Genomic DNA, 18,921 nt, shown 5'->3' with positions numbered 1-18,921 from the left:
AGGTTCCTCCCCAGGCCGGCACCGGCGACGGCGGTCCACCGATCCGACACGCCGGCACCGAGACCACCGCGCGTGCCCGCGATGCTGGGGCGGTGATGCCGGAGATCCTCGTCGCCGTGCGGGAGGCGTGCGCCGATGCGCTGGCGCTGCTGCTTCCCGTCTCGTGCGCGGGGTGCGACGAGCCCGACGTCGCCCTGTGCGAGCGCTGCGCGCTCGCCCTGGCTCCCGCCCCCCGGAGGCAGTCCATCGAGGCGCCGGGCGGCGTCGTCGCGGTGTGGAGCGGCCTGGCCTTCGAGGGGGTCGCGGCGCGCGTCCTGCGCGCGATCAAGGAGGAGGGGCGCACGAGCCTCGCCGAGGCGCTCGCTCCCGCTCTCGCGGCGGCGCTGGCCCGCGCCGGTGCCGGAGACGCCGTGCTGGTGCCCCTGCCGACCTCGCGCCGGTCGTATCGCCGGCGCGGCTACCGAGTGCCCGATCTGCTCGTGCGTCGCGTCGGCCGGCGGCCGAGCCGCCTGCTCCGGTACGCCCGGCGCACCGGGGACCAGCGCGGGCTCGACCGCGACGCCCGGGCGCGGAACGTCGCGCAGAGCCTCGTGGCCACGGGCGGCGCGGGGCAGCGGGTCGTGGTCGTCGACGACGTCGTGACCACCGGTGCGAGTCTCAGCGAAGCGGTGCGGGCACTGCGTGCGGGGGGCGCCGTGGTGGTGGCCGCGGTCACCGTCGCAGCCACTCCGCGGAGGCGTGCAACACGTCGGTGAACGGCTTCCCGACGCAATCGAAACTCACAGGTGACAGAGTCCGAACGCCCGGCTAGCGTGGGGGGACAAGGCGACTGATGGTCCGCCCTTGGCCGGGCGGACCGGAACAAGGAGGTCAAGGATGGAAACCAGCATCGTCGGCGTGGGAGTGGGGATCACAGATCGCTTCCGCGGTGTCGTCGAGGAGAAGGCCCTCCGCATCGAGAACCTCGCGCCCCGCGCTCAACGCGTGGAGGTCAAGGTGACGCATCGCGCGTATCACAACGGTCGCATGGAGGATGAGACCGTCGAGCTCACCGTCAACGGCAAGGGCCCTGTCATCCGGGCCGAGGCGACGGACGGCGACAAGTTCACCGCCCTCGACCTCGCGGTCGACAAGCTGTGCGAACAGCTGCGCCGCGCGAAGGACAAGCGCGTCGACGCGCGCAACCACCCCCGCGGCGCCAAGTTCGAGAAGGGCAGCGGTGCGCTCCAGGGGATCGATCTGCAGCCGGCATCCGTCGACGTGCTCCGCGCCGTCGCCACCGGCGAGATCCCGATCATCACGGGCAACGAGGAGGAAGAGGGCTACACACCCGTCGTCATCCGCACGAAGGAGTTCCACCCCGAATGGATGTCGGTGGAGGAGGCCGTCGACCGCATGGAGCTGGTCGGCCATGACTTCTTCCTGTTCATCGACGCCCGCACCGACCACCCCAGCGTCGTATACCGCCGCAAGGGCTGGGACTACGGCGTGATCTCGCTGACCACGCAGGCGCAGCCGGACGAACTGGCGTCCTGACACGTACTCCGAGGGGTGGGGGGGGGGGGGGGCGCGGCCCCCCCCCCCCCCCCCCCCCGCCGACCGGGGGCGCCGCCCCCCCGGCCGCGCCGGGGGGGGTTGCGGGGGGCCGCCCCCCCGGCGCCCCCCCCCCCCCCCCACGGCTCGAGGGTCTCCCGGTCGAACAGGAGGTACCATGCGTGGACCTTCGGCAGGCCTCGCCGAGTGTTGCCGGGGGCGATGGTGGCGACCTTGATGCCTGCGGAGGACGCGGACTCGGCCGGCATCAGCAGGAACTCGCCGCCGGTCAGTGGTGCGAAGAGGCGGTCGTGGTCGTGCTCGATGTCCCACCCTGCCCGCAGCGCCGTCGTGATCGCCTCGATCGCGTCCGTGCGTGAGAAGGCCGCGTCGATCTCGGCCGCGCTCACGACCGGGATGCCGATGGTGGATGAGACGGTCACAGCACGAACCCCCGCGGGAACGGATCCGACGGGTCGAGCATGTACTGCGCGGTGCCCGTGACCCACGCCCTGCCCGTGATCGTGGGGACCACCGCCGGGATGCCGGCGACCGAGGTCTCCTCGACGAGCCGCCCCGTGAACGAGGTGCCGATGTAGGACTCGTTCACGAAGTCGGTGCCGAGCGGCAGCAGGCCCCGTGCATGCAGCTGGGCCATGCGCGCGCTCGTCCCGGTCCCGCACGGTGAGCGGTCGAACCACCCCGGGTGGATCGCCATCGCGTGACGGGAGTGGCGCGCGGTGGAGCCGGGCGCTTCGAGGTACACGTGGTGGCAGCCGTGGATCGTGGGGTCGACCGGATGCCTCGGAGAATCGGCGTCGTCGATCGCCGCCATGATCGCGAGGCCCGCGGCGAGCAGGTCGTCCTTGCGGGCGCGGTCGAACGGCAGTCCCAGGCGCTCGAGCGACACGATGGCGTAGAAGTTGCCGCCGAACGCCAGGTCGTACGACACCTCGCCGTACCCGGGGACCTCGACGGTGCGATCGAGCCCGACCACGAACGACGGCACGTTGCGGATCGTGACGCGCTCGGCGTGCCCGTCCGCGACGGCGACGTCGGCGATGACGAGACCGGCCGGGGTGTCGAGCCGGATCGTCGTCACCGGCTCGACCACCGGCACCATCCCGGTCTCGACCAGTACCGTCGCGACGCCGATCGTGCCGTGCCCGCACATCGGGAGGCAGCCCGACACCTCGATGTACAGCACGCCGAAGTCGGCGTCGGGGCGCGTCGGCGGCTGGAGGATCGCGCCGCTCATCGCACTGTGCCCGCGCGGCTCGTTCATCAGAAGGGTGCGGACGTCGTCGCTGTTCGCCATGAACCACTGACGACGCTCTTCCATGGTCGCGCCCGGAAGCACGCCCATCCCGCCGACGATGACGCGGGTGGGCATGCCCTCGGTGTGGGAGTCGACGGCGTGGAACACGCGCTGCGATCGCATTCGGGTCCTCGGATCAGCGGTAGCCCTTGGCCAGCACGGCCTCGGTGTCGGAGATGATACGCGCGCGCACGTCGGCGGGAAGCGGCAGGCGGGGCGGGCGCGTGGTGATGCCCGCGGGCGCGACGCCGGCGACCTCCTGCGAGAGCTTGATCGCCTGGACGAACCAGGTCTTCGAGTCCCAGCGCAGCAGCGCGTGCAGGTCGCGGTAGATGTCGCGCGCCTTCATCCAGTCCGCGGGATCGCCGGACGTCGACAGGTTGTACAGTTCCACGGTCGAGGCGGGGATCGCGTTCGGGTAGCCGGCGACCCAACCGACGGCGCCGTTGATCCCGAGCTCGAGCACGACGTCGTCGGAGCCGATGGAGATGTCGAGGCCCGGCGCGAGCTCGCGGATCTCGAACGCGTGGCGCACGTCGCCCGAGAACTCCTTCACCGAGACGATCAGACCCTCCTGGTACAACCGCGCCAGCAGGTCGGGGCGCAGGTCGACCTTCGTGTCGATGGGGTTGTTGTAGGCCAGCACAGGCAGGCCCACCGCCGCGACGCGGCGGAAGTGGTCGACCACCTCGTCGTCGCTCGCGCGGTACGCGTTCGGCGGGAGCAGCATCACGGCGGGGGCTCCGTGTTCGGCCGCATGCTCGGTGAGGCGGACGCTCTCCAGCGCGCCGTAGGCGCCGACGCCCGGGATGACGGCGGTGCCCGCCGGAGCCGCCTCGACGGCGGTGAGGTAGACCTGTCGACGCTCGTCATCGGTGAGCGTCTGGTACTCGCCGAGCGACCCGTTCGGAATGATCCCCGTGACGCCGTTCGAGGTGGTGAAGCGCACGTGCTCGGCGTACGCGTCGTAGTTCACCGAGAAGTCGGGGTTGAAGGGGAGGGTCGTGGCGAGGTTCACACCGTGCCAGGGCTTGCGGTCGGTCATCGTGTCTCCAGTGTCGAAGGTGCAATTGCAATTGTAATCGGATGGGGGCAACCGCGTCTACCCGGGTGGGCGGGCAGGCAGCACGAGCCTCCGACGCGGCTCCTCGTTGCCGGCGCGGTCGGTCGCGGCGTACTCGATGATCTGCTCCTCGTCGGTGAGCGCGCGCACGAAAGCCTCCTGGAACGTCGCCCAGAACGTGCCGGGGCCCGCCCACTGGACGCGTTCCGCGCCCGAGACGTCGTCGCGCGCGACGAACGTGATCTCCACGCTGGAACCCAGCGTCTTCACGCGGGCCTCGGTGGTCGGGGGAGACGTGTCGATATGCAGCGTGCGCGCCGCGAATCCCGTGCGGCCCGCTGCCGTCGCGCGCGCCTCGACGCGTACCGATCCCTCGACCTCGATGGAGAACGCCCCGTCGTACGCCCGCCAGTCGCGCTCGCCGACGCGCACCTCGACGTCGTCGACGCTCGAGGGGCCGGCCGTCGCGCGCACGCCGATCCGCGGCGGCGACGTGTGCCAACCGGACGAAGCGGGCTCGGGGGTGAGGATCTCGACGATGGGGACGGATGCCGCGTCCTCGGCGTCTGCCGTCTGCTCGAGCCATTCCTGGGCGGGGCCGAGATCCGGCGCGTTCTCGGCCGTCGCGCGCAGGGCCGCCGCATCCACTTCCATCGCACCGAGGAGGACCGTCCGCGCCTCGCCGAGACCGAGCAGACCCTCGGCATGACCGCGGCGCACCGCATCCAGCACGCGCGCGACGAACGCGCTGCGCGTTCGGGGAAGCGGCGCGGCCCACACGTCGGCGAGGATCGTGGTGTCATCCTCGCGACGGCGTGCGGCGACGCCGGTGTCGACACCCGCGAAGCCGATCGTGGCATCCGCCGAGCGCACATACATGTGGTACCTGGCGTCGGATCCCGTCCACACGGGCTCGAAGGCGATGCCGTCGACCCGCACGGCACCGGACGAGAGCAGCGACCCGCGCGGATCGGGGTCGTCGGCGAGGATCGTGCCGTCGAGGAGGCGCCGGCGATCCAGCGCCAGCTCGAGCCACGTGGTGCTGTCGGAGCGGGCGACCAGCACGTTCGGGCCGAACGCGAGGTGACGCACCTGGGCGTCGTCGACGGCGGCGTGCGCCTGCAGGCTCATCGGCAGGTCGAGGACCAGCTCATCGCCCGGCGTCCAGTCGCGCTCGACGTCCGCGTACCGGCCGGGCTTCGCGTCGAGGGCGAGCGGCTCGGCGCCGATGCGGGCGGACGCGGCGCCCGCGACCCATCCTGGGACGCGCACGTGCACGGTCAGCGGCACTGGGTCGAGGCATCCGTCGATCCGTTCCACGCGCACGCGCACCTCGGACGCGAGGGGGAGCGCGGACTCGACGACGACGCGGAGGCCCTGCGCGCGCCACGTGAGCTCGGCCGACGTGTGGGGATTGATCCATAGCTCGGCGCGGGCGGCCGCGCCGCGGAAGAACACCGAGTCCTGGTACTTGACGTGGTTCTCGAGGCCTGTCCCACCGCAGCAGGTGCCGATGTTGTCGAACTCGGGAAGGGCGCCCGGGTGGACCGGGAACATGTAGGCGACCTCGGGGCTCGTGTCGGAGCGCACGTCGCGGCGCGACGCGAGGATGTGGTTGAGGGCCCCTCGCTCGTAGTACTCCATGTACTTCGGGTCGAGCGTGTGCTGGAAGAGCAGGCGGGAGAGCTTCAGCAGGTTGTACGTCGCGCAGGTCTCGGCGTTGCGGTGCCCGATGTCGCCCGCGACGCGCCCGGCGGGTCCCCAGATCTCGCTCTCGCCGGTGCCGCCGTGCGCGTACATGCGCCCGGGCACCACCTGATCCCAGAGTCCCGCGGCCGCCTCGAGGTATGCGCGGTCGCCGGTCGCCTCGTACTCGTGGACGTAGCCGATCAGCTGCGGCAGGTGCTGATTGGCGTGCATGCCGTCGAGGATGTCGCGGCGCGCGGCGCCCGCGGCGATGAGGTCGTGCTGATCGAACATGCGCGCCGTGGCGAGGAAGACCGGCTCGTCGGCGACGACGGCGAGGCGGGCCATCGTCTCGTTCATGCCGCCGAACTCGCCGGCGATATAGAGCGACCACATGTGCTGTCGCGTGATGTCGTCGAGCCGCGACAGCCGGCCGTGCACCCAGTGGCCCATCGACGTGGCGACGCGCAGCGCCTCCTCGTTGCCTGCGAGTTCGTACGCGTCCAGCAGCCCGGCCATGATCTTGTGGCACGTGTAGTACGGAGCCCAGATCTCGCCATAGGGAGCGCCGTGCTCGAGACGTGAGAACTGCCATTCCCCGTAGGCCGCGAGGAACCCGGGGTGGGAGTAGCGGCCGGTGGCCGCGAGCGCCGCCTGCACTTCGGCCAGGCCGGAGACGAACTCGTCGGTCTTCGCGCGCAGCGCCGGGTCGGCCTCGCCCGCGGCAGCCATCGCGAGCATCGAGAGGAAATGGCCGGCGTAGTGGCCGCGCAGCAGATTCGCGGTCTGTGCCGCCTCACGTCCGGGGTAGTCGTGCTCGCTCCACGCGTCTTCTGCGGGGTGTCCGAAGTCCTCCCATGCCCCCGGAGGCAGGGCGCCGCGCGTGTCGAGCCCGGCGTTCGCGCGGAACACGGCGAGCAGCCGGTCCACGGGATAGACCCGGGCCAGGTGCAGCATCTCGACGAGGGCGCGCTGGAAGACGCTGGTGTCGCCGAGCCGTACGTCGGAGAGTGGGAAGTCCAGGGCGCGCGGCGTAGTCGTCGCGGTCGTCATGCGCCGGACCCGAGGTGCCCGCGCGTCCACTGCTCGATGCCGTCTGCGTCGATCGGGAGGCCGTCGGAGAGCACCTCCGAGCCGGACTCCGTGACGAGGATGTCGTCCTCGAGCCGCACGCCGATCCCGCGCAGCTCGGGCGGCAGCGTGAGGTCGTGCGCGTGGAAGTACAGCCCCGGTTCGACCGTCATCACGACGCCCGGCTCGAGGTCCGCACCCATGTAGTCCTCGTAGTGCGCCTGGCTGCAGTCGTGCACGTCGAGGCCCAGGTGATGCCCGATCCCGCACGCCAGGTAGCGGCGGTGCTGCTGCCCCTCAGGTGAAAGGGCCTCGTCGACGGACACCGGCAGCAGACCCCAGTCGTGCAGACCCTGCGCGACGACCTCCATGGCCGCGAAGTGGAAGTCGAGGTACGGCGTGCCGGGACGGATCTGCTCGAGGCCCGCGCGATGCGCCTTCTCGACGAGGTCGTGCACGGCGCGCTGGGCGCTGGTGAACGTGCCGCCGGCGGGGACCGTGCGCGTGACGTCGGCGGTGTACAGCGAATGCGTCTCGACGCCCATGTCGAGCAGGAGCGCGGCGTGGGGCAGGATCGGCCCGTCGCAGCGGACCCAGTGCAGGATCGGGGCGTGCGCGCCCGAGCCGACGATGGTCGAGTAGCCTGGGCCGTTGCCGAACGTTCGGGCGTGGCGGTCGAACGTCCCCTGCAGCCATCGCTCGCCGAGACTGTCGGCGATCGCCCGCGGCACCTCGGCGACGACGGCAGCGAACCCGCCGACCGTCGCGTCCACCGCCGCTCGCAGCTGCGTGATCTCCCACTCGTCCTTCACCATGCGCAGGCGCGACAGCGTGCGCTCGAGCTCGGGCGACACGCTCGCTCCCGCCGTCGTCGCCAGCGGGGCGGCCGAGCGGGCGGCCTGCGCGCCCCGCAGGTCGGCGTGACGGACCTCGAGTGACTCGAGCGGTTCGACGGTCACCTGCAGGGCATCGCTCCACTCCGGCAGGCCGGCCGAGGGGCCGACCCACAGTTCCCCGTGCGCAGCGTCCGAGAAGAAGCCGGCGTCGCCGGGCCGGAACGGCCGCGGGAGGTAGAGCACCGCGTCGTGTCCCCCGGCGGCGGGCCACATCACGAGCAGGGCCCCCTCGACCTGACAACCGGTGAGCCACACGAAGCTGCTGTCGGCGCGGAAGCCGTAGGCGGCGTCGTCGTTGCGGATGGGCGCGGCGCCCGCCGCGACCACGAGCGTCTTCCCCGGCAGCGCCGCGCTCAGACGGGCGCGGTGGGACGCGGCGGCCGCCGCGGTCCCCGCCGGGAGCGTCGGGTGCACGGCCACGTCGTCCCAGCCGGACGCGATGAACTCGGTGAAGGCGGGGATCTCGGCCAGCCGCGGATAGCGGGTGCCCGCGAACCGCGGGCGCACGGGAGCGGTGTGGTGGTGCGTCATCGTGTCTCTCCTCCGCGGTCGCGCACGAGTTCCCGCAGCGCGGTGAACGTCCGGCCCGACCCGATTCCGTCGTGTTCGTATTCGTTGGTGACCCAGTACTGCGCATTGCCGATGCGCGACAGCGAGTCGAGCTGCAGCCCCGCATCGACGAACATGTCGTCGTAGTACACGACCGCCGCGAGCGGCACCTCCGAGTCGGCCAGTCTTGCGGCGTCGTACAGCGGGCTCCATTCCGTCCGCTCGGCGAGCGCGTGGACGGCGTCGCGGAAGCCGCGCAGCAGCCGGACCTCGTCGAACATCCAGGGGAACGCCATCTCGCCGGTGAACAGCAGCGGCCGCCGGTCCGGGCCGAACTCCGGCCGCGCCTCGCGGGCGGCCTGCGCCGCCCACGCGGTCGGTCCGCTGCCGGGGTCGCCGTAGATCGACTCCTGCAACGTCCAGAACAGCGGGTTGCCCGCGCTCGAGGTGAGGGTCATCGCATCCTGCAGGAACGCGGTCGAGAGTCGCCCCGCTCTCGTGAACGCCTTCTCGACGAGCCAGTGCAGACGCTCGTGCCCGGGCTTCATGCCGAGGTCGATGCCGAGTGACTGGAACCGGTGCACCGTCAGCAGATCGCCGTCGGGGAGGACGACGTCCTCCTGCGAGAGCACGTCGGCGATGCGGCCGACTGCTTCGGCGTCCTCGGGGAAGCGCCGGTAGAGCTCGGCCGTCTTCTGGGCCACGCGGTCGAACGTTCGCGCGTACACCTCGTCCGCGCGTGGCGGGGTGCCCGGGATGCCGCCGCAGACGTAGCAGGCGGCGAGGGCCTCGGGGGCGATCGAGAGATACGTCAGCGTGAGGAATCCGCCGTAGCTCTGCGCCAGGGTCGCCCACCGCCGGCCGTCGTACCGCGTCACGCGCACGTGCTCGAGATCGCGGACGATCGAGTCTGCGCGGAACTTCGCGAGCAGCTCCGCGCCGGCCTCTGCGCCCAGCGGTGCGACGTCGGCCGCTTCGAGGGGGTGGCTGCGCCCGGTTCCGCGCTGGTCGACAAGCACGACGCGATAGTGCGCGAGCGCCTCCTCGAGCCATCCGTCCCGCTTGAGCGGACGGGGGTTTGCGCCGCCCGGACCTCCCTGCAGATAGGTGAGGAGCGGCAGGTCGTCGCCTGCGCGATCGGGATCGACGAGTTCGCGCACGAAAACCGCGATCGACGGTCCGGTCGGCTCGTCCCAGTCCAGGGGGACGTCGACATGCGTCTCGGTGACGCGGATGCCGGGCAGATGGTACGTCGTCGTCATGAGGCCTCCGATGCCATCGCCGCGCGGCGTCGCTCCGCCTCGCGTCGGCGCGCGTCCCACTCGGGATCGATGCGCGGCACCGCCGCGAGGAGCGTGCGCGTGTACTCGTGGTGGGGATCTGCGAAGATGCGGTCCCGCTCGCCCTGCTCGACGATCCGGCCGCGGCTCATGACCGCCACACGGGTCGCGATCTGGCGCACGACCGCGAGGTCGTGCGCGATGAACAGGTAGCCGAACCCCTCGTCGCGCTGGAGCGAACGCAGCAGGTTGATGACCTGCGCCTGGACCGACACGTCGAGCGCCGACACGGCCTCGTCGCAGATGACCAGCTTCGGGCTCACCGCGAGTGCACGCGCGATGCCGATGCGCTGCGCCTGCCCTCCCGAGAACTGCGCCGGATAGCGACCAGAGTGGTCGGGGTTGAGCCCCACCCGCTCCATCAGGCTGCGCGTGAACGCGCGGGCGCCGCCGGGGATCCGGCGCTTCTGGTAGCGCAGCGGCGCCGTCACGAGGCCCTCGACGGTGTGCCGGGGATTGAGCGAGGAGTAAGGGTCCTGGAAGATCACCTGGACGTCGCTGCGGAACGAGTGCAGTGCGCGGCCCTTCAGGCTCGTGACATCCTGACCCTCGAACTCGACCGTTCCGGAGGTGGGCTCCATCAGCCGTGCGACGAGGCGAGCCGTGGTCGACTTGCCTGAGCCGGATTCCCCGACGAGTGCGAGGGTCTCGCCACGGAACACCTCGAACGAGACGTCGTCGACCGCGCGGAAGGTCGTGGGGCGGCTGAGCATCGGTCCATGGCTGGTGAACTCCTTCACCAGAGCCGTCGCTCGGCACAGGGGCGCAGCATCCGTCATCGCTTCTCCATTCCGGGCAGGACCGGGATCGCCGTCGTGCGGAGCTCGCCGATCTCGTCGTCGATGCGGGGCACAGCGTCGAGCAGTCGCCGTGTGTACTCGTGCTGGGGGTCGCTGAAGACGTCCTCGACCGACCCCTGTTCGACGAGGCGTCCGCCGCGCATCACGACGATGCGGTCAGCCACCTCGCTCACGACGGCCAGGTCGTGCGTGATCAGGATCAGCCCGGCGCCGGTGTCGCGCCGGATCTCGGCCAGCAGAGCGAGGATCTGGGCCTGCACCGTGACATCGAGCGCCGTCGTCGGCTCGTCGGCGATGATGAGGTCGGGCTCCATGCTCAGGGCCATCGCGATCATGATGCGCTGGCGCATGCCGCCCGAGAACTGGTGCGGGTAGTGGTCCGCCCGACGGGCCGCGTCGTGGATGTGGACGCGCTCCATCGCCTCGATGGCGACCTTCTTCGCGGCGCGCGCCGAGACGCCGGAGCGGTGCGAGCGGTACGCCTCGGCGATCTGGACGCCGACCGTGTAGTAAGGGTTCAGCGACGACAGCGGATCCTGGAAGATCATCGCGATGCGATCGCCGCGGATGCGGCGCATCGCGCTCTCGCGCTGCGCCAGCAGATCCTTCCCGTCGAAGACGATGGAGCCCGTCGCGGTGCCGCCCTTCGGGAGCAGCCCCATGATCGCCAGGCTCGTCATGGACTTGCCCGAGCCGGACTCTCCCACGATGCCGAGGGCTCCGCCGCGCGGCACCGCGAAGCCGACGGAGTCGACGACGCGCGTCGCACCGGCGGCGGTGCGGAACTCGACGCTCAGATCCTCGACGCGCAGCAGGTCGCCGGTCGTGTCGTTCACGTTCTCTCCCGTCATGCGCGTGCCGCCGTCCGCACGCGCGGGTCGATGGCCGTGTACAGCAGGTCGACCACGAGGTTTCCGACGATCACGAAGAACGCCGACAGCAGGGTCACGGCCATGATCACCGGCTGGTCGTTCGACGAGATCGAGTCGGCGGTGAGCTTGCCCACGCCGTTGAGGCCGAAGACCGTCTCGGTGATGACGGCCCCGCCGAGGAGTCCAGCGATGTCCATGCCGAAGATCGTGACGATGGGCGTGAGCGCCGGGCGGAGCGCGTGACGCCGCCACACCAGCGAGGAGCTGAGGCCCTTCGCGTTCGCGGTGCGGACGAAGTTCTCCTGCAGTGTCTCGATGACGTTCGCGCGCGTGAGCCGCGTGTACACGGCGGCGTAGCCGACCGCCAGCACGATCCACGGCATGAGGAAGTTCAGGAACCACTGGCCGGGGTCTTCTGCGAAGGGCACCGCCTGCGGGAAGGGCAGCCAGCCGAGCGCGACCACGAGCACGAACTGCAGCACGAGCGCGAGCACGTAGTTCGGGATCGACATCGCGCCGAGGGTGAGTCCGGCGAAGAACTTGTCGGTGAACTTCCCCTCGTGCACGGCGCTCAGGACGCCGCCGACGAGCCCGCCGATGAGCCACAGGATGGCGGCGCCGATGGCGATCGTCGCCGAGATGGGCAGGCGCTGAACGATCATCTCGCTCACGAGCTGGCCCGTCTGGAACGAGTAGCCGAGGCAAGGGGCGGGGCACGAGACCACGGCACCCGCGACGACGTACTCCCGCCCCGTGAACAGACCCGAGACGTACTCCCAGAACTGCTGCCAGAACGGCAGGTCGAGGCCGAGGTTGACGCGGATCTGCTCGATGCGCTCGGGCGTGCAGTTCTTGCCGCAGATCTGCACCGCAGGGTCCGGCGACAGCACGAAGAAGATGACGTAGGTGAACAGGGTCACCAGGAAGAGCACGACGAGCATGCCCAGGACGCGGGAGCCGACGAAGCGGATCATGCGCGCACCTCCGAACTGCCGATGAGGGCGCGGATGCGGTCGCCCAGCGTCGTGAACGACAGCACGAGCAGGAAGAGGAAGGTGCCGGGGATGAGGAAGTACATCGGATCTACGGCGTACCAGGGGGCGGCCGCTGCGATCATCTGACCCCAGCTGGGGGTCGGCGGAACCACGCCGACGCCGAGGAACGACAGGCCGGCCTCCGTGCCGATGTAGCCGGGCACCGCGAGGGTCGCCATCACCACGATCGTCGACATCAGGTTGGGGAGGATCTCGCGGAAGATGATGTGCGCGCCCGAGGCGCCCGACGCTCGCGCGGACTCCACGAACTCCCGCTCCTTGAGGGACAGGGTCTGCGACCGCACGATGCGCGCGAGGTACGGCCACCCGAACAGCGAGATCACGACCACGAGCAGGACGATGCGGTTGTCGGACGGCAGTGCCGAGAGGATCGCGATCATGAAGATGAGCGCGGGGAACGCCATGAGGAACTCCATGACGCGCGAGATCGCGGTGTCGATCCAGCCCCCGAAGTAGCCGGCGAGCAGTCCGAACACCACGCCGAGGATCGTGGTGAGGAACGTGGCAGACAGGGCGACCGTCATCGACACGCGCGCGCCGTAGGCGATGCGGGCGAAGATGTCGCGGCCGCTGCCGGGCTCCACGCCGAACCAGTGCTCGGCGCTGATGCCGCCGAGCGGACCGAGGGGGATAGCGCCCATGTTCGGGTCGATCGCGCTCTGGTCGAACTCGTACGGTCCCCAGCCGCTCACCAGGACGATGAGCGGCGCGAAGATCGCCATGAGCAGGATCAGGACGATGTAGCCGAGCGAGAGCATCGCCGGCACATCGGTGAGGAATCCGCGCAGAAGCTTCCGGCCAGTGGCCGGGCGGGACTCCAGTGACTCTTCGAGTACTGGGTCGCCGCCCGGCGTGGCCTCGACCTCGATGACGGTCGAGGGGATGGTCATGCTCAGCCCTTCGAGGGGTCCTTCAGACCGATGATCGTGAGATCGGTCATGTTGGTGCTGGGGAAGTAGCCCGCGATGTTCGTGCCCGGCAGGAAGATGCCGTTCTCGAACACGAGCGGCGCGATCGGAGCGAGCTCCATGATCTGCTCGTCGAGGTCGCCCCACGCGGCGTTGGCCTCGTCGACGTCGGTCATGGCGCGCACCTCGGCGATGCGCTCGTTCACGGCCGGATCGTTCAGCTGCGCCAGGTTCTGGTTGCCCTTCTCGGTGATCATGGCGCCGTCGAACAGCGGCGGGATGAACGTGCTGGCGCTCGAAGCCCAGTCGGGGCACCAGCCGGTGATGGCGGCGTCGTTCTGCTTCGCCGGCGTCGCGATGGTCTCGTAGTAGATCGCGGTGTCGATCACGTTGAGGTTCACGGTGATGCCGACCTTTTCGAGCGACTCCTGGACCGCCTCGGCCTGAGCCTGCATGGCCGGCTGCGACCGGATGTCGAGCGTGAACTCGAAGCCGTCGGCCAGGCCCGCCTCCGCGAGCAGTGCCTGCGCCTCTTCGGCGTTGCCGCCTTCGTCGGTGGCGGGGTACAGGTCGAAGTCGCGGTGACCGTTGACCGCCGGCGGGATGATCGTCGTCGCGACGTCGGCCAGCTGGTTGCCGCCCGAGGCGTTCTGCACGGTGGTGCGGTCCAGAGCCCAGTTGACGGCCTGGCGCACGCGCACGTCGTCGAACGGCGCCTTGGTCGTGTTCATCGACATGTAGGTCGTGCAGAACGCCGGCGCCTTGATCGCCCGCTCCTGCAGCTCGGGCGTCTGGATGCGCGGCAGCGCGGCGCCGCTGATCTTGCCCGCGATCGCGTTGACGTCGTCGCCCTGGCCGGCGATCATGCGCTCCTCGATCGTCGCGGCGTCGATGCCCATGTCGAACTGCCACGCGTCGGGATAGGCCTTGCGGACGTCGTCGGTGTCGGGGTTCCAGTGCTCGTTTCGCACGAGCTTGATGGTGCTTCCCGGGGTGTAGCTGTCGACGGTGTAGGGGCCCGAGGCGATCACGTCGTTGATGAACTCGTCGCCGCCGCCGGTGCCGAGGGGGAACGGCACGGCGTTCGACTGCGCGAGCACGTTGTCGAACTCGGGGAAGGGCTCCTTGAGGTGGAAGACGATCGTCTTCTCGTCCGGCGTCTCGATCGTGGGGATCTCACCGGAGACGTAGGGGCCCTCATAGTCGGCGGGAGCGTCGATCACGTTCTTCAGGTAGGGGGAGCCGATGCCGATCTGCGGGTCCCACGCACGTGAGATGCCGAACTTGACCTCTGCCGAGGTGATCGGGTCGCCGTTGTCGAAGGCGAGGTCGTCCTTGAGCGTGTAAGTCCACGTCAGACCGTCGTCGGATGCCGTGCCCAGCGATTCGGCCAGATCCGGGACGATCGCGTTCGGGTCGTCCGCGTCTCCGGCCGCCTGCATTGTGAGGCCGCGGTAGAGCAGGCGGTAGAACGCGTTGACCCCGCCATCCCAGCCGCGGGCAGGGTCGAGGTACGAGAAGTCGGCGTTCTGCAGCATGTGCACGGTGCCGCCCTTCTGCGGCTCGCCGGACGCGGCCTCGGTGGGGGCGGAGGAGGACGTTCCTCCCGAGCATCCGGCCAGCAGCAGGGCTGCGGTCATGCCGGCGGCGAGTAGTCCGGCGGCTCTCATCTTGGCGGTCATCTGGTCGACCATTCCTTCCTCTTGCTCCGTTGCGTCGAGTGACTCAACAATGAAACAACATGACGGTGCAATGTACAACTGCACTTAATACCCAATGTTTTCTATCTCGTCGGGCGGCCGTCTTGCAGCGGCTGTGACCGAATCGTCATTCTGGAGGTCCGATGTTTACACCCGCGAAACACGTGGCGGGCGCCGCCCCGATGGAGCGCTACCTCGGGGCGTTCGAGCCCACTCCGGGCCACCTGGACTTCGCGCGCTTCGGTCCGCCCTCACGCGGCGTGTGCGAGGCCGCGTCGGAGGTCTGGAGCGCCGCGGCCACCGGCGACGTCGACGAGGCGGCTGAAGACCTCGCCGCGCGCGAGCAGGTCGCGCGGCTCCTCGCGATGCCGGCCGCCGACGTCGCCCTGGTGTCGAGCACGTCGCTCGGGCTGTTCCACGTCGCCTTCGCGCTGGGAGGCGCCGAGGTGCTGGTGTCGCGGGGGGAGTTCCCCGCCAACCTGTACCCGTGGTGGCGTGCCCAGGAGGTCGGGATCCTGCGCGTGCGCGATCTGCCGGGCGACAGCCTGACGTCGCCCGTCACCCCGGAGCGGGTCGCTGCGGCGCTCGCTCACTCGACGACGGCGGTCGCGGTCAGCGCCGTGGACTTCCGCACCGGGTGGCGCGCCGACCTGGCGGGCATCCGGGAAGCCATCGGCGACCGTCTGCTGATCGTGGACGCCATCCAGGCGGCCGGCGCCGTCGACCTCCCGCTCGCGTGCGCCGACATCGTGATCGCGGGCGGACAGAAATGGCTCCGCGCGGGCTGGGGCACCGGCTTCGTCGCAGCGTCTCCCCGTGCGCTCGCCGCGATGGTGCCGCGCCTGAGCGGGTGGACCGGCGTCGAGCGGCCGGCCGGATACGACGGCGTGCGGCATCCCGTGCTCCCCGGGGCGAAGCACCTCGGCCTCACGAATGGATCGCCCGCCTCCGCCCGCATGCTCGCGCAGGCGCTCGAGCTGGTCGGCACTGTCGGGGTCGCCGCGGTCGAGCGGCGGATCTCGGAGCGCGTCGAGACGCTGATCTCGGAGCTCGACGCCGTTGGCGTCGACGTCCTCTCTCCCCGGCGGCCCGCCGACCGCGCCGGGATCGTGGTGGCGCGGTGGGCGGACGGCTCGGCCCCCGAGCGCCGCAGCCGGCTCGCCGAGCACGGCGTGGCCGTCACGGTGCACGGCGACGATCGGCTGCGGTTCGCGGTGCATGCCACGACAGGACTCGACGACCTCCCGCGGGTCGCGGAGCTCGTGAGCGCGCCGCTCTGACGGGTCCGCACGCTCAGCTGGCAGCCGGGATCCACACCCGCATCGTCGAGGGTCCTCGCTCGGCCCACTCGTGATAAGGCACGAGTGGAACCTGAACGGATGCTGCGCCTCCGAGCCCGTCACCGGGCTCGCCGTACGGCCAGCGGGCGTCGCTCTCGCCGTGTCGCACGACGTCGATCCACACGCGGCCGTCGCGCTCGACGGGCGCGGCGCCGGGTGCGAGTGCGACCTGGGCCACGTCGTCGACGCCGGCGACGGCGAGGTCCACCGATTCGAGGGCGAAGACCTCCGGGCCGCGCTCGATGACGAGGCATCCGCGCACGGCGTCGATGCGCTCGTCGGGAGCGGTCAGGCGGGGCGCCATGGGGAGGTCGAGCTCGACCACGTCTCCCGCCCGGAAGGCCCGTCGCACCTCGACGGCACCGGGCGCGGCATCCGACTCGCCGGCGACATCGCCGCTCGTGGGAACGACCCGCAGGCGCGCACCGTCGGCCCACCCGGGCACGCGGAGCGTGAGCGTCCAATCGGCGTCGGGCGCAGCATCCGTCACGATCACCCGGACACGCCCCGACACCGGATAGTCCGTCTCGACATCGAACGCGATCACACGGCCGTCGGGCAGCGTGGTGCGAACGGACGCCGGGGCGTACTGCTGCAGCTGCACCCCCTCGTCGTCGGCGGTCGCGAGGTACGTGTCGAGGCTCGCCAGTGTGCGGGCGACGTTCGGCGGGCAGCACGACACCTCGAACCACGGCGCGCGCAGCGACGACGAGGCGCGCGGCGACGTCGTGTCGGGGTCGGCGGGGATGCCGGGCACGCGCTGGTGCAGCGTGTTGGCGTAGAAGAACGAGCGGCCGTCGGGCGCGGGTGAGGTCGCCACCACGTTGTACAGGGTTCGCTCGATGAGGTCGGCGTGGCGCGGGGCGCCCTCCGCCAGCAGCAGTCGCCACGAGAACATGATCGATCCGACGCCCGCGCAGGTCTCGGAGTAGGCGCGGTCTGCGGGCAGCTCCCAGTCCTCGCCGAACGCCTCGTCCTGGTGGTGGGAGCCCTGGCCGCCCGTGATGTAGGTGCGGCGTGCGATTGTGCGGTCCCATTGACGGCGCAGGGACTCGAGCAGCTCGACGTCGCCCGTGTCGACCGCGACGTCCGTGGCGCCCGCCGAGAGGTAGTTCGCCCGGACGGCGTGGCCCCGCAGCGCCTCGGCGTCCCGGACCGGGACATCGTCCTGGTAGTACTTGCGGCCCCACTCGATGTCGCGGAGGGTCCCGCGGCCGTGCCGCTCGACGAACAGCCGCGCCTGCTCGAGGTAGCGGTCGTCGCCCGTGACGCGGGCGAGTTCGGCGAGGCCGACCTCGACGACCGCGTGGCCGCAGATCGCGTCGCGCCCGTCGGCGCCGAACTCGCGGCACACCATGTCGGCGGCACGCCGCGCCACCTCGAGCAGCCCGTCGTCGGCATCGGGGCGGGTGCGTGCCCGCGCCACCGCCGCCTGGAAGAGGTGGCCGAGGCAGTACAGTTCGTGGCCCCACTCCAGATCGGACCACCGTGCGCCCTGACCCGGGCGGCCGAACCTGGTGTTGAGGTAGCCGTCCGGCTCCTGGGCCGCGGACACCCGCGACACGACCTCGCGGAAACGCTGCTCGAGCTCGGGGGAGCCCGTGCGACCGATCTCCCAGGCGAGGCCCTCGAGGTACTTGTAGACCTCGGAGTCCGAGAACTCGCGGCCGCGGCGCCCCTCGGGCAGCCCGCCCGAGACGGCCAGGTCGAAGTTCGGCAGCCAGCCCTCCGACTCGAGTCGTGCGCCGATGTGGGCTAACGTGCCCGCCGCGTTGACCGCCTGGCGGTCACCCCAGAAGCCGCCGGTGATGCGGACCTCGTCCTGGCCCAATGGGCGCAGGCGGCCGCGCGAGGGCGCGACGGGGGCGTGAGGGGCGGTGGTGGTGATCTGCATGGTCATCCCTTGAAGGCTCCCGACATGAATCCGCGGACGTAGTGGCGCTGAAGCACCAGGAAGAGCACCACGCACGGCAGCGCGAGCACGACGACGCCTGCTTCCGTCGCGCCGTAGTCGACGACGCCCATCACCTGACCCCGGAGGTTCGCGACTGCCAGTGGCAGCGTCATCCGGTTCGTGTCGTTGATGAGGATGAGGGGTGCGATGAAGTCGTTCCAGGCCGTGAGGAAGGCGAACAGGCCGACGGTGATGAGTCCGGGTTTGACCGCCGGAAGCAGCACCCGCCACAGCGCCGAGAAGCTGTTGCAGCCGTCGACGAGGGCGGCCTCGTCCATCTCGCGCGGGATCGACTCGAACGAGATGCGCATCATGAACATCGAGAACGGCAGCTGGAACATCGTGAGCACGAGCGCTACGCCTACCAGCGAGTTGTTGAGGCCGATCGCGTTGAGGATCACGTACAGCGGGATGAGCAGCGTCGCGTACGGCACCATCAGGATCGCGAGCACGAGCAGGAACAGCAGGTTCTTGCCGGGGAACGAGAACCGCGCGAACGCGTAGCCGCCGAGGAACGACGTGATGAGTGTCAGCACGACGGTGAGCAGCGACACGAACAGCGAGTTGCCGAGGTAGACCCAGATGCCCGCCTGGAAGTTCGCGAGCGAGACGTAGTTGCCGAAGCCCCAGCCCTCTGTCTGCGCGGAGCCGGCCTGCGGGCTGAACGACGAGACGGTCGTCCACACCAGCGGGTAGAGGAAGATGATCGCGAGCGCGCCGGTGAAGACGGCATAAGGGATGCCGAGCACCCGGCGTCCGGCGCCGTGATGAGCGCGCGTCGGCCGATGGTCGGGAGCGACGATCGTGCGGGTCGAGGTGGTGTCGGTGAGGGCCAT

The 18,921-nt window shown here is 70.6% G+C and carries 16 protein-coding genes; 3 read left to right on the top strand and 13 right to left on the bottom strand.

The window, feature by feature from the left end:
* Positions 1 to 95: 95 nt before the first annotated feature.
* Together Q9R33_RS01075 and hpf are read left to right on the top strand one after the other, a co-directional pair.
* Positions 96 to 755, top strand: a complete 660-nt coding sequence (locus Q9R33_RS01075; RefSeq protein WP_311292881.1) for a phosphoribosyltransferase family protein — start codon at positions 96 to 98, stop codon at positions 753 to 755.
* Between the two features lie 121 nt (positions 756 to 876).
* Positions 877 to 1,536, top strand: a complete 660-nt coding sequence (gene hpf, locus Q9R33_RS01070; RefSeq protein WP_045297400.1) for a ribosome hibernation-promoting factor, HPF/YfiA family — start codon at positions 877 to 879, stop codon at positions 1,534 to 1,536.
* Here hpf and Q9R33_RS20460 read toward each other — a convergent pair.
* The 11 genes from Q9R33_RS20460 to Q9R33_RS01020 are packed head-to-tail and all read right to left on the bottom strand — an operon-like array spanning position 1,482 to position 14,773.
* Positions 1,482 to 1,943 (bottom strand): hypothetical protein, encoded by a 462-nt coding sequence (locus Q9R33_RS20460; RefSeq protein WP_396654062.1) that lies wholly within the window; start codon positions 1,941 to 1,943, stop codon positions 1,482 to 1,484. The two genes, hpf and Q9R33_RS20460, sit on opposite strands and share 55 nt — an antisense overlap.
* A 29-nt stretch (positions 1,944 to 1,972) precedes the next feature.
* A complete protein-coding gene (locus Q9R33_RS01065; protein ID WP_311292583.1) occupies positions 1,973 to 2,974 on the bottom strand; it encodes a proline racemase family protein in 1,002 nt (333 codons plus the stop codon).
* Positions 2,975 to 2,987: 13 nt separating this feature from the next.
* On the bottom strand, positions 2,988 to 3,896 hold the full coding sequence (locus Q9R33_RS01060) for a dihydrodipicolinate synthase family protein (protein ID WP_311292582.1): 909 nt from the start codon (positions 3,894 to 3,896) through the stop codon (positions 2,988 to 2,990).
* Between the two features lie 57 nt (positions 3,897 to 3,953).
* Entirely contained in the window at positions 3,954 to 6,653 is a 2,700-nt protein-coding gene (locus Q9R33_RS01055; RefSeq protein WP_311292581.1) for a beta-L-arabinofuranosidase domain-containing protein, read from the bottom strand.
* Complete coding sequence (locus tag Q9R33_RS01050) at positions 6,650 to 8,098, bottom strand: aminopeptidase P family protein (RefSeq protein ID WP_311292580.1); 1,449 nt, start codon at positions 8,096 to 8,098, stop codon at positions 6,650 to 6,652. Before Q9R33_RS01050 ends, Q9R33_RS01055 begins: the two co-directional genes overlap by 4 nt.
* Positions 8,095 to 9,378, bottom strand: coding sequence for an alpha/beta fold hydrolase (locus tag Q9R33_RS01045; RefSeq protein ID WP_310249727.1), 1,284 nt, complete (start codon positions 9,376 to 9,378; stop codon positions 8,095 to 8,097). The genes Q9R33_RS01050 and Q9R33_RS01045 overlap by 4 nt, the downstream gene beginning before the upstream one ends.
* A complete protein-coding gene (locus Q9R33_RS01040) occupies positions 9,375 to 10,235 on the bottom strand; it encodes an ATP-binding cassette domain-containing protein (protein ID WP_310249729.1) in 861 nt (286 codons plus the stop codon). Before Q9R33_RS01040 ends, Q9R33_RS01045 begins: the two co-directional genes overlap by 4 nt.
* Positions 10,232 to 11,092: an ABC transporter ATP-binding protein gene (locus Q9R33_RS01035; RefSeq protein WP_310249732.1), complete on the bottom strand. Its 861-nt coding sequence runs from the start codon at positions 11,090 to 11,092 to the stop codon at positions 10,232 to 10,234. The genes Q9R33_RS01040 and Q9R33_RS01035 overlap by 4 nt, the downstream gene beginning before the upstream one ends.
* A gap of 11 nt (positions 11,093 to 11,103) precedes the next feature.
* Positions 11,104 to 12,102, bottom strand: coding sequence for an ABC transporter permease (locus tag Q9R33_RS01030; protein ID WP_310249734.1), 999 nt, complete (start codon positions 12,100 to 12,102; stop codon positions 11,104 to 11,106).
* Positions 12,099 to 13,073, bottom strand: a complete 975-nt coding sequence (locus Q9R33_RS01025; RefSeq protein ID WP_310249736.1) for an ABC transporter permease — start codon at positions 13,071 to 13,073, stop codon at positions 12,099 to 12,101. The genes Q9R33_RS01030 and Q9R33_RS01025 overlap by 4 nt, the downstream gene beginning before the upstream one ends.
* 2 nt (positions 13,074 to 13,075) lie before the next feature.
* Entirely contained in the window at positions 13,076 to 14,773 is a 1,698-nt protein-coding gene (locus Q9R33_RS01020) for an ABC transporter substrate-binding protein (RefSeq protein ID WP_311292579.1), read from the bottom strand.
* Positions 14,774 to 14,955: 182 nt separating this feature from the next.
* Here Q9R33_RS01020 and Q9R33_RS01015 point away from each other — a divergent pair, with 182 nt between their 5' ends.
* A complete protein-coding gene (locus Q9R33_RS01015; protein WP_311292578.1) occupies positions 14,956 to 16,071 on the top strand; it encodes an aminotransferase class V-fold PLP-dependent enzyme in 1,116 nt (371 codons plus the stop codon).
* Between the two features lie 13 nt (positions 16,072 to 16,084).
* Here Q9R33_RS01015 and Q9R33_RS01010 read toward each other — a convergent pair whose 3' ends face one another.
* Both Q9R33_RS01010 and Q9R33_RS01005 read right to left on the bottom strand, forming a co-directional pair.
* Positions 16,085 to 18,031: a beta-L-arabinofuranosidase domain-containing protein gene (locus Q9R33_RS01010; RefSeq protein ID WP_311292577.1), complete on the bottom strand. Its 1,947-nt coding sequence runs from the start codon at positions 18,029 to 18,031 to the stop codon at positions 16,085 to 16,087.
* Complete coding sequence (locus tag Q9R33_RS01005; RefSeq protein WP_082496989.1) at positions 18,028 to 18,921, bottom strand: carbohydrate ABC transporter permease; 894 nt, start codon at positions 18,919 to 18,921, stop codon at positions 18,028 to 18,030. Before Q9R33_RS01005 ends, Q9R33_RS01010 begins: the two co-directional genes overlap by 4 nt.

The sequence above is a fragment of the Microbacterium sp. PRC9 genome (assembly GCF_031844125.1).
GTDB lineage: Bacteria > Actinomycetota > Actinomycetes > Actinomycetales > Microbacteriaceae > Microbacterium.
This window is presented reverse-complemented; position numbering and strand designations above follow the sequence as displayed.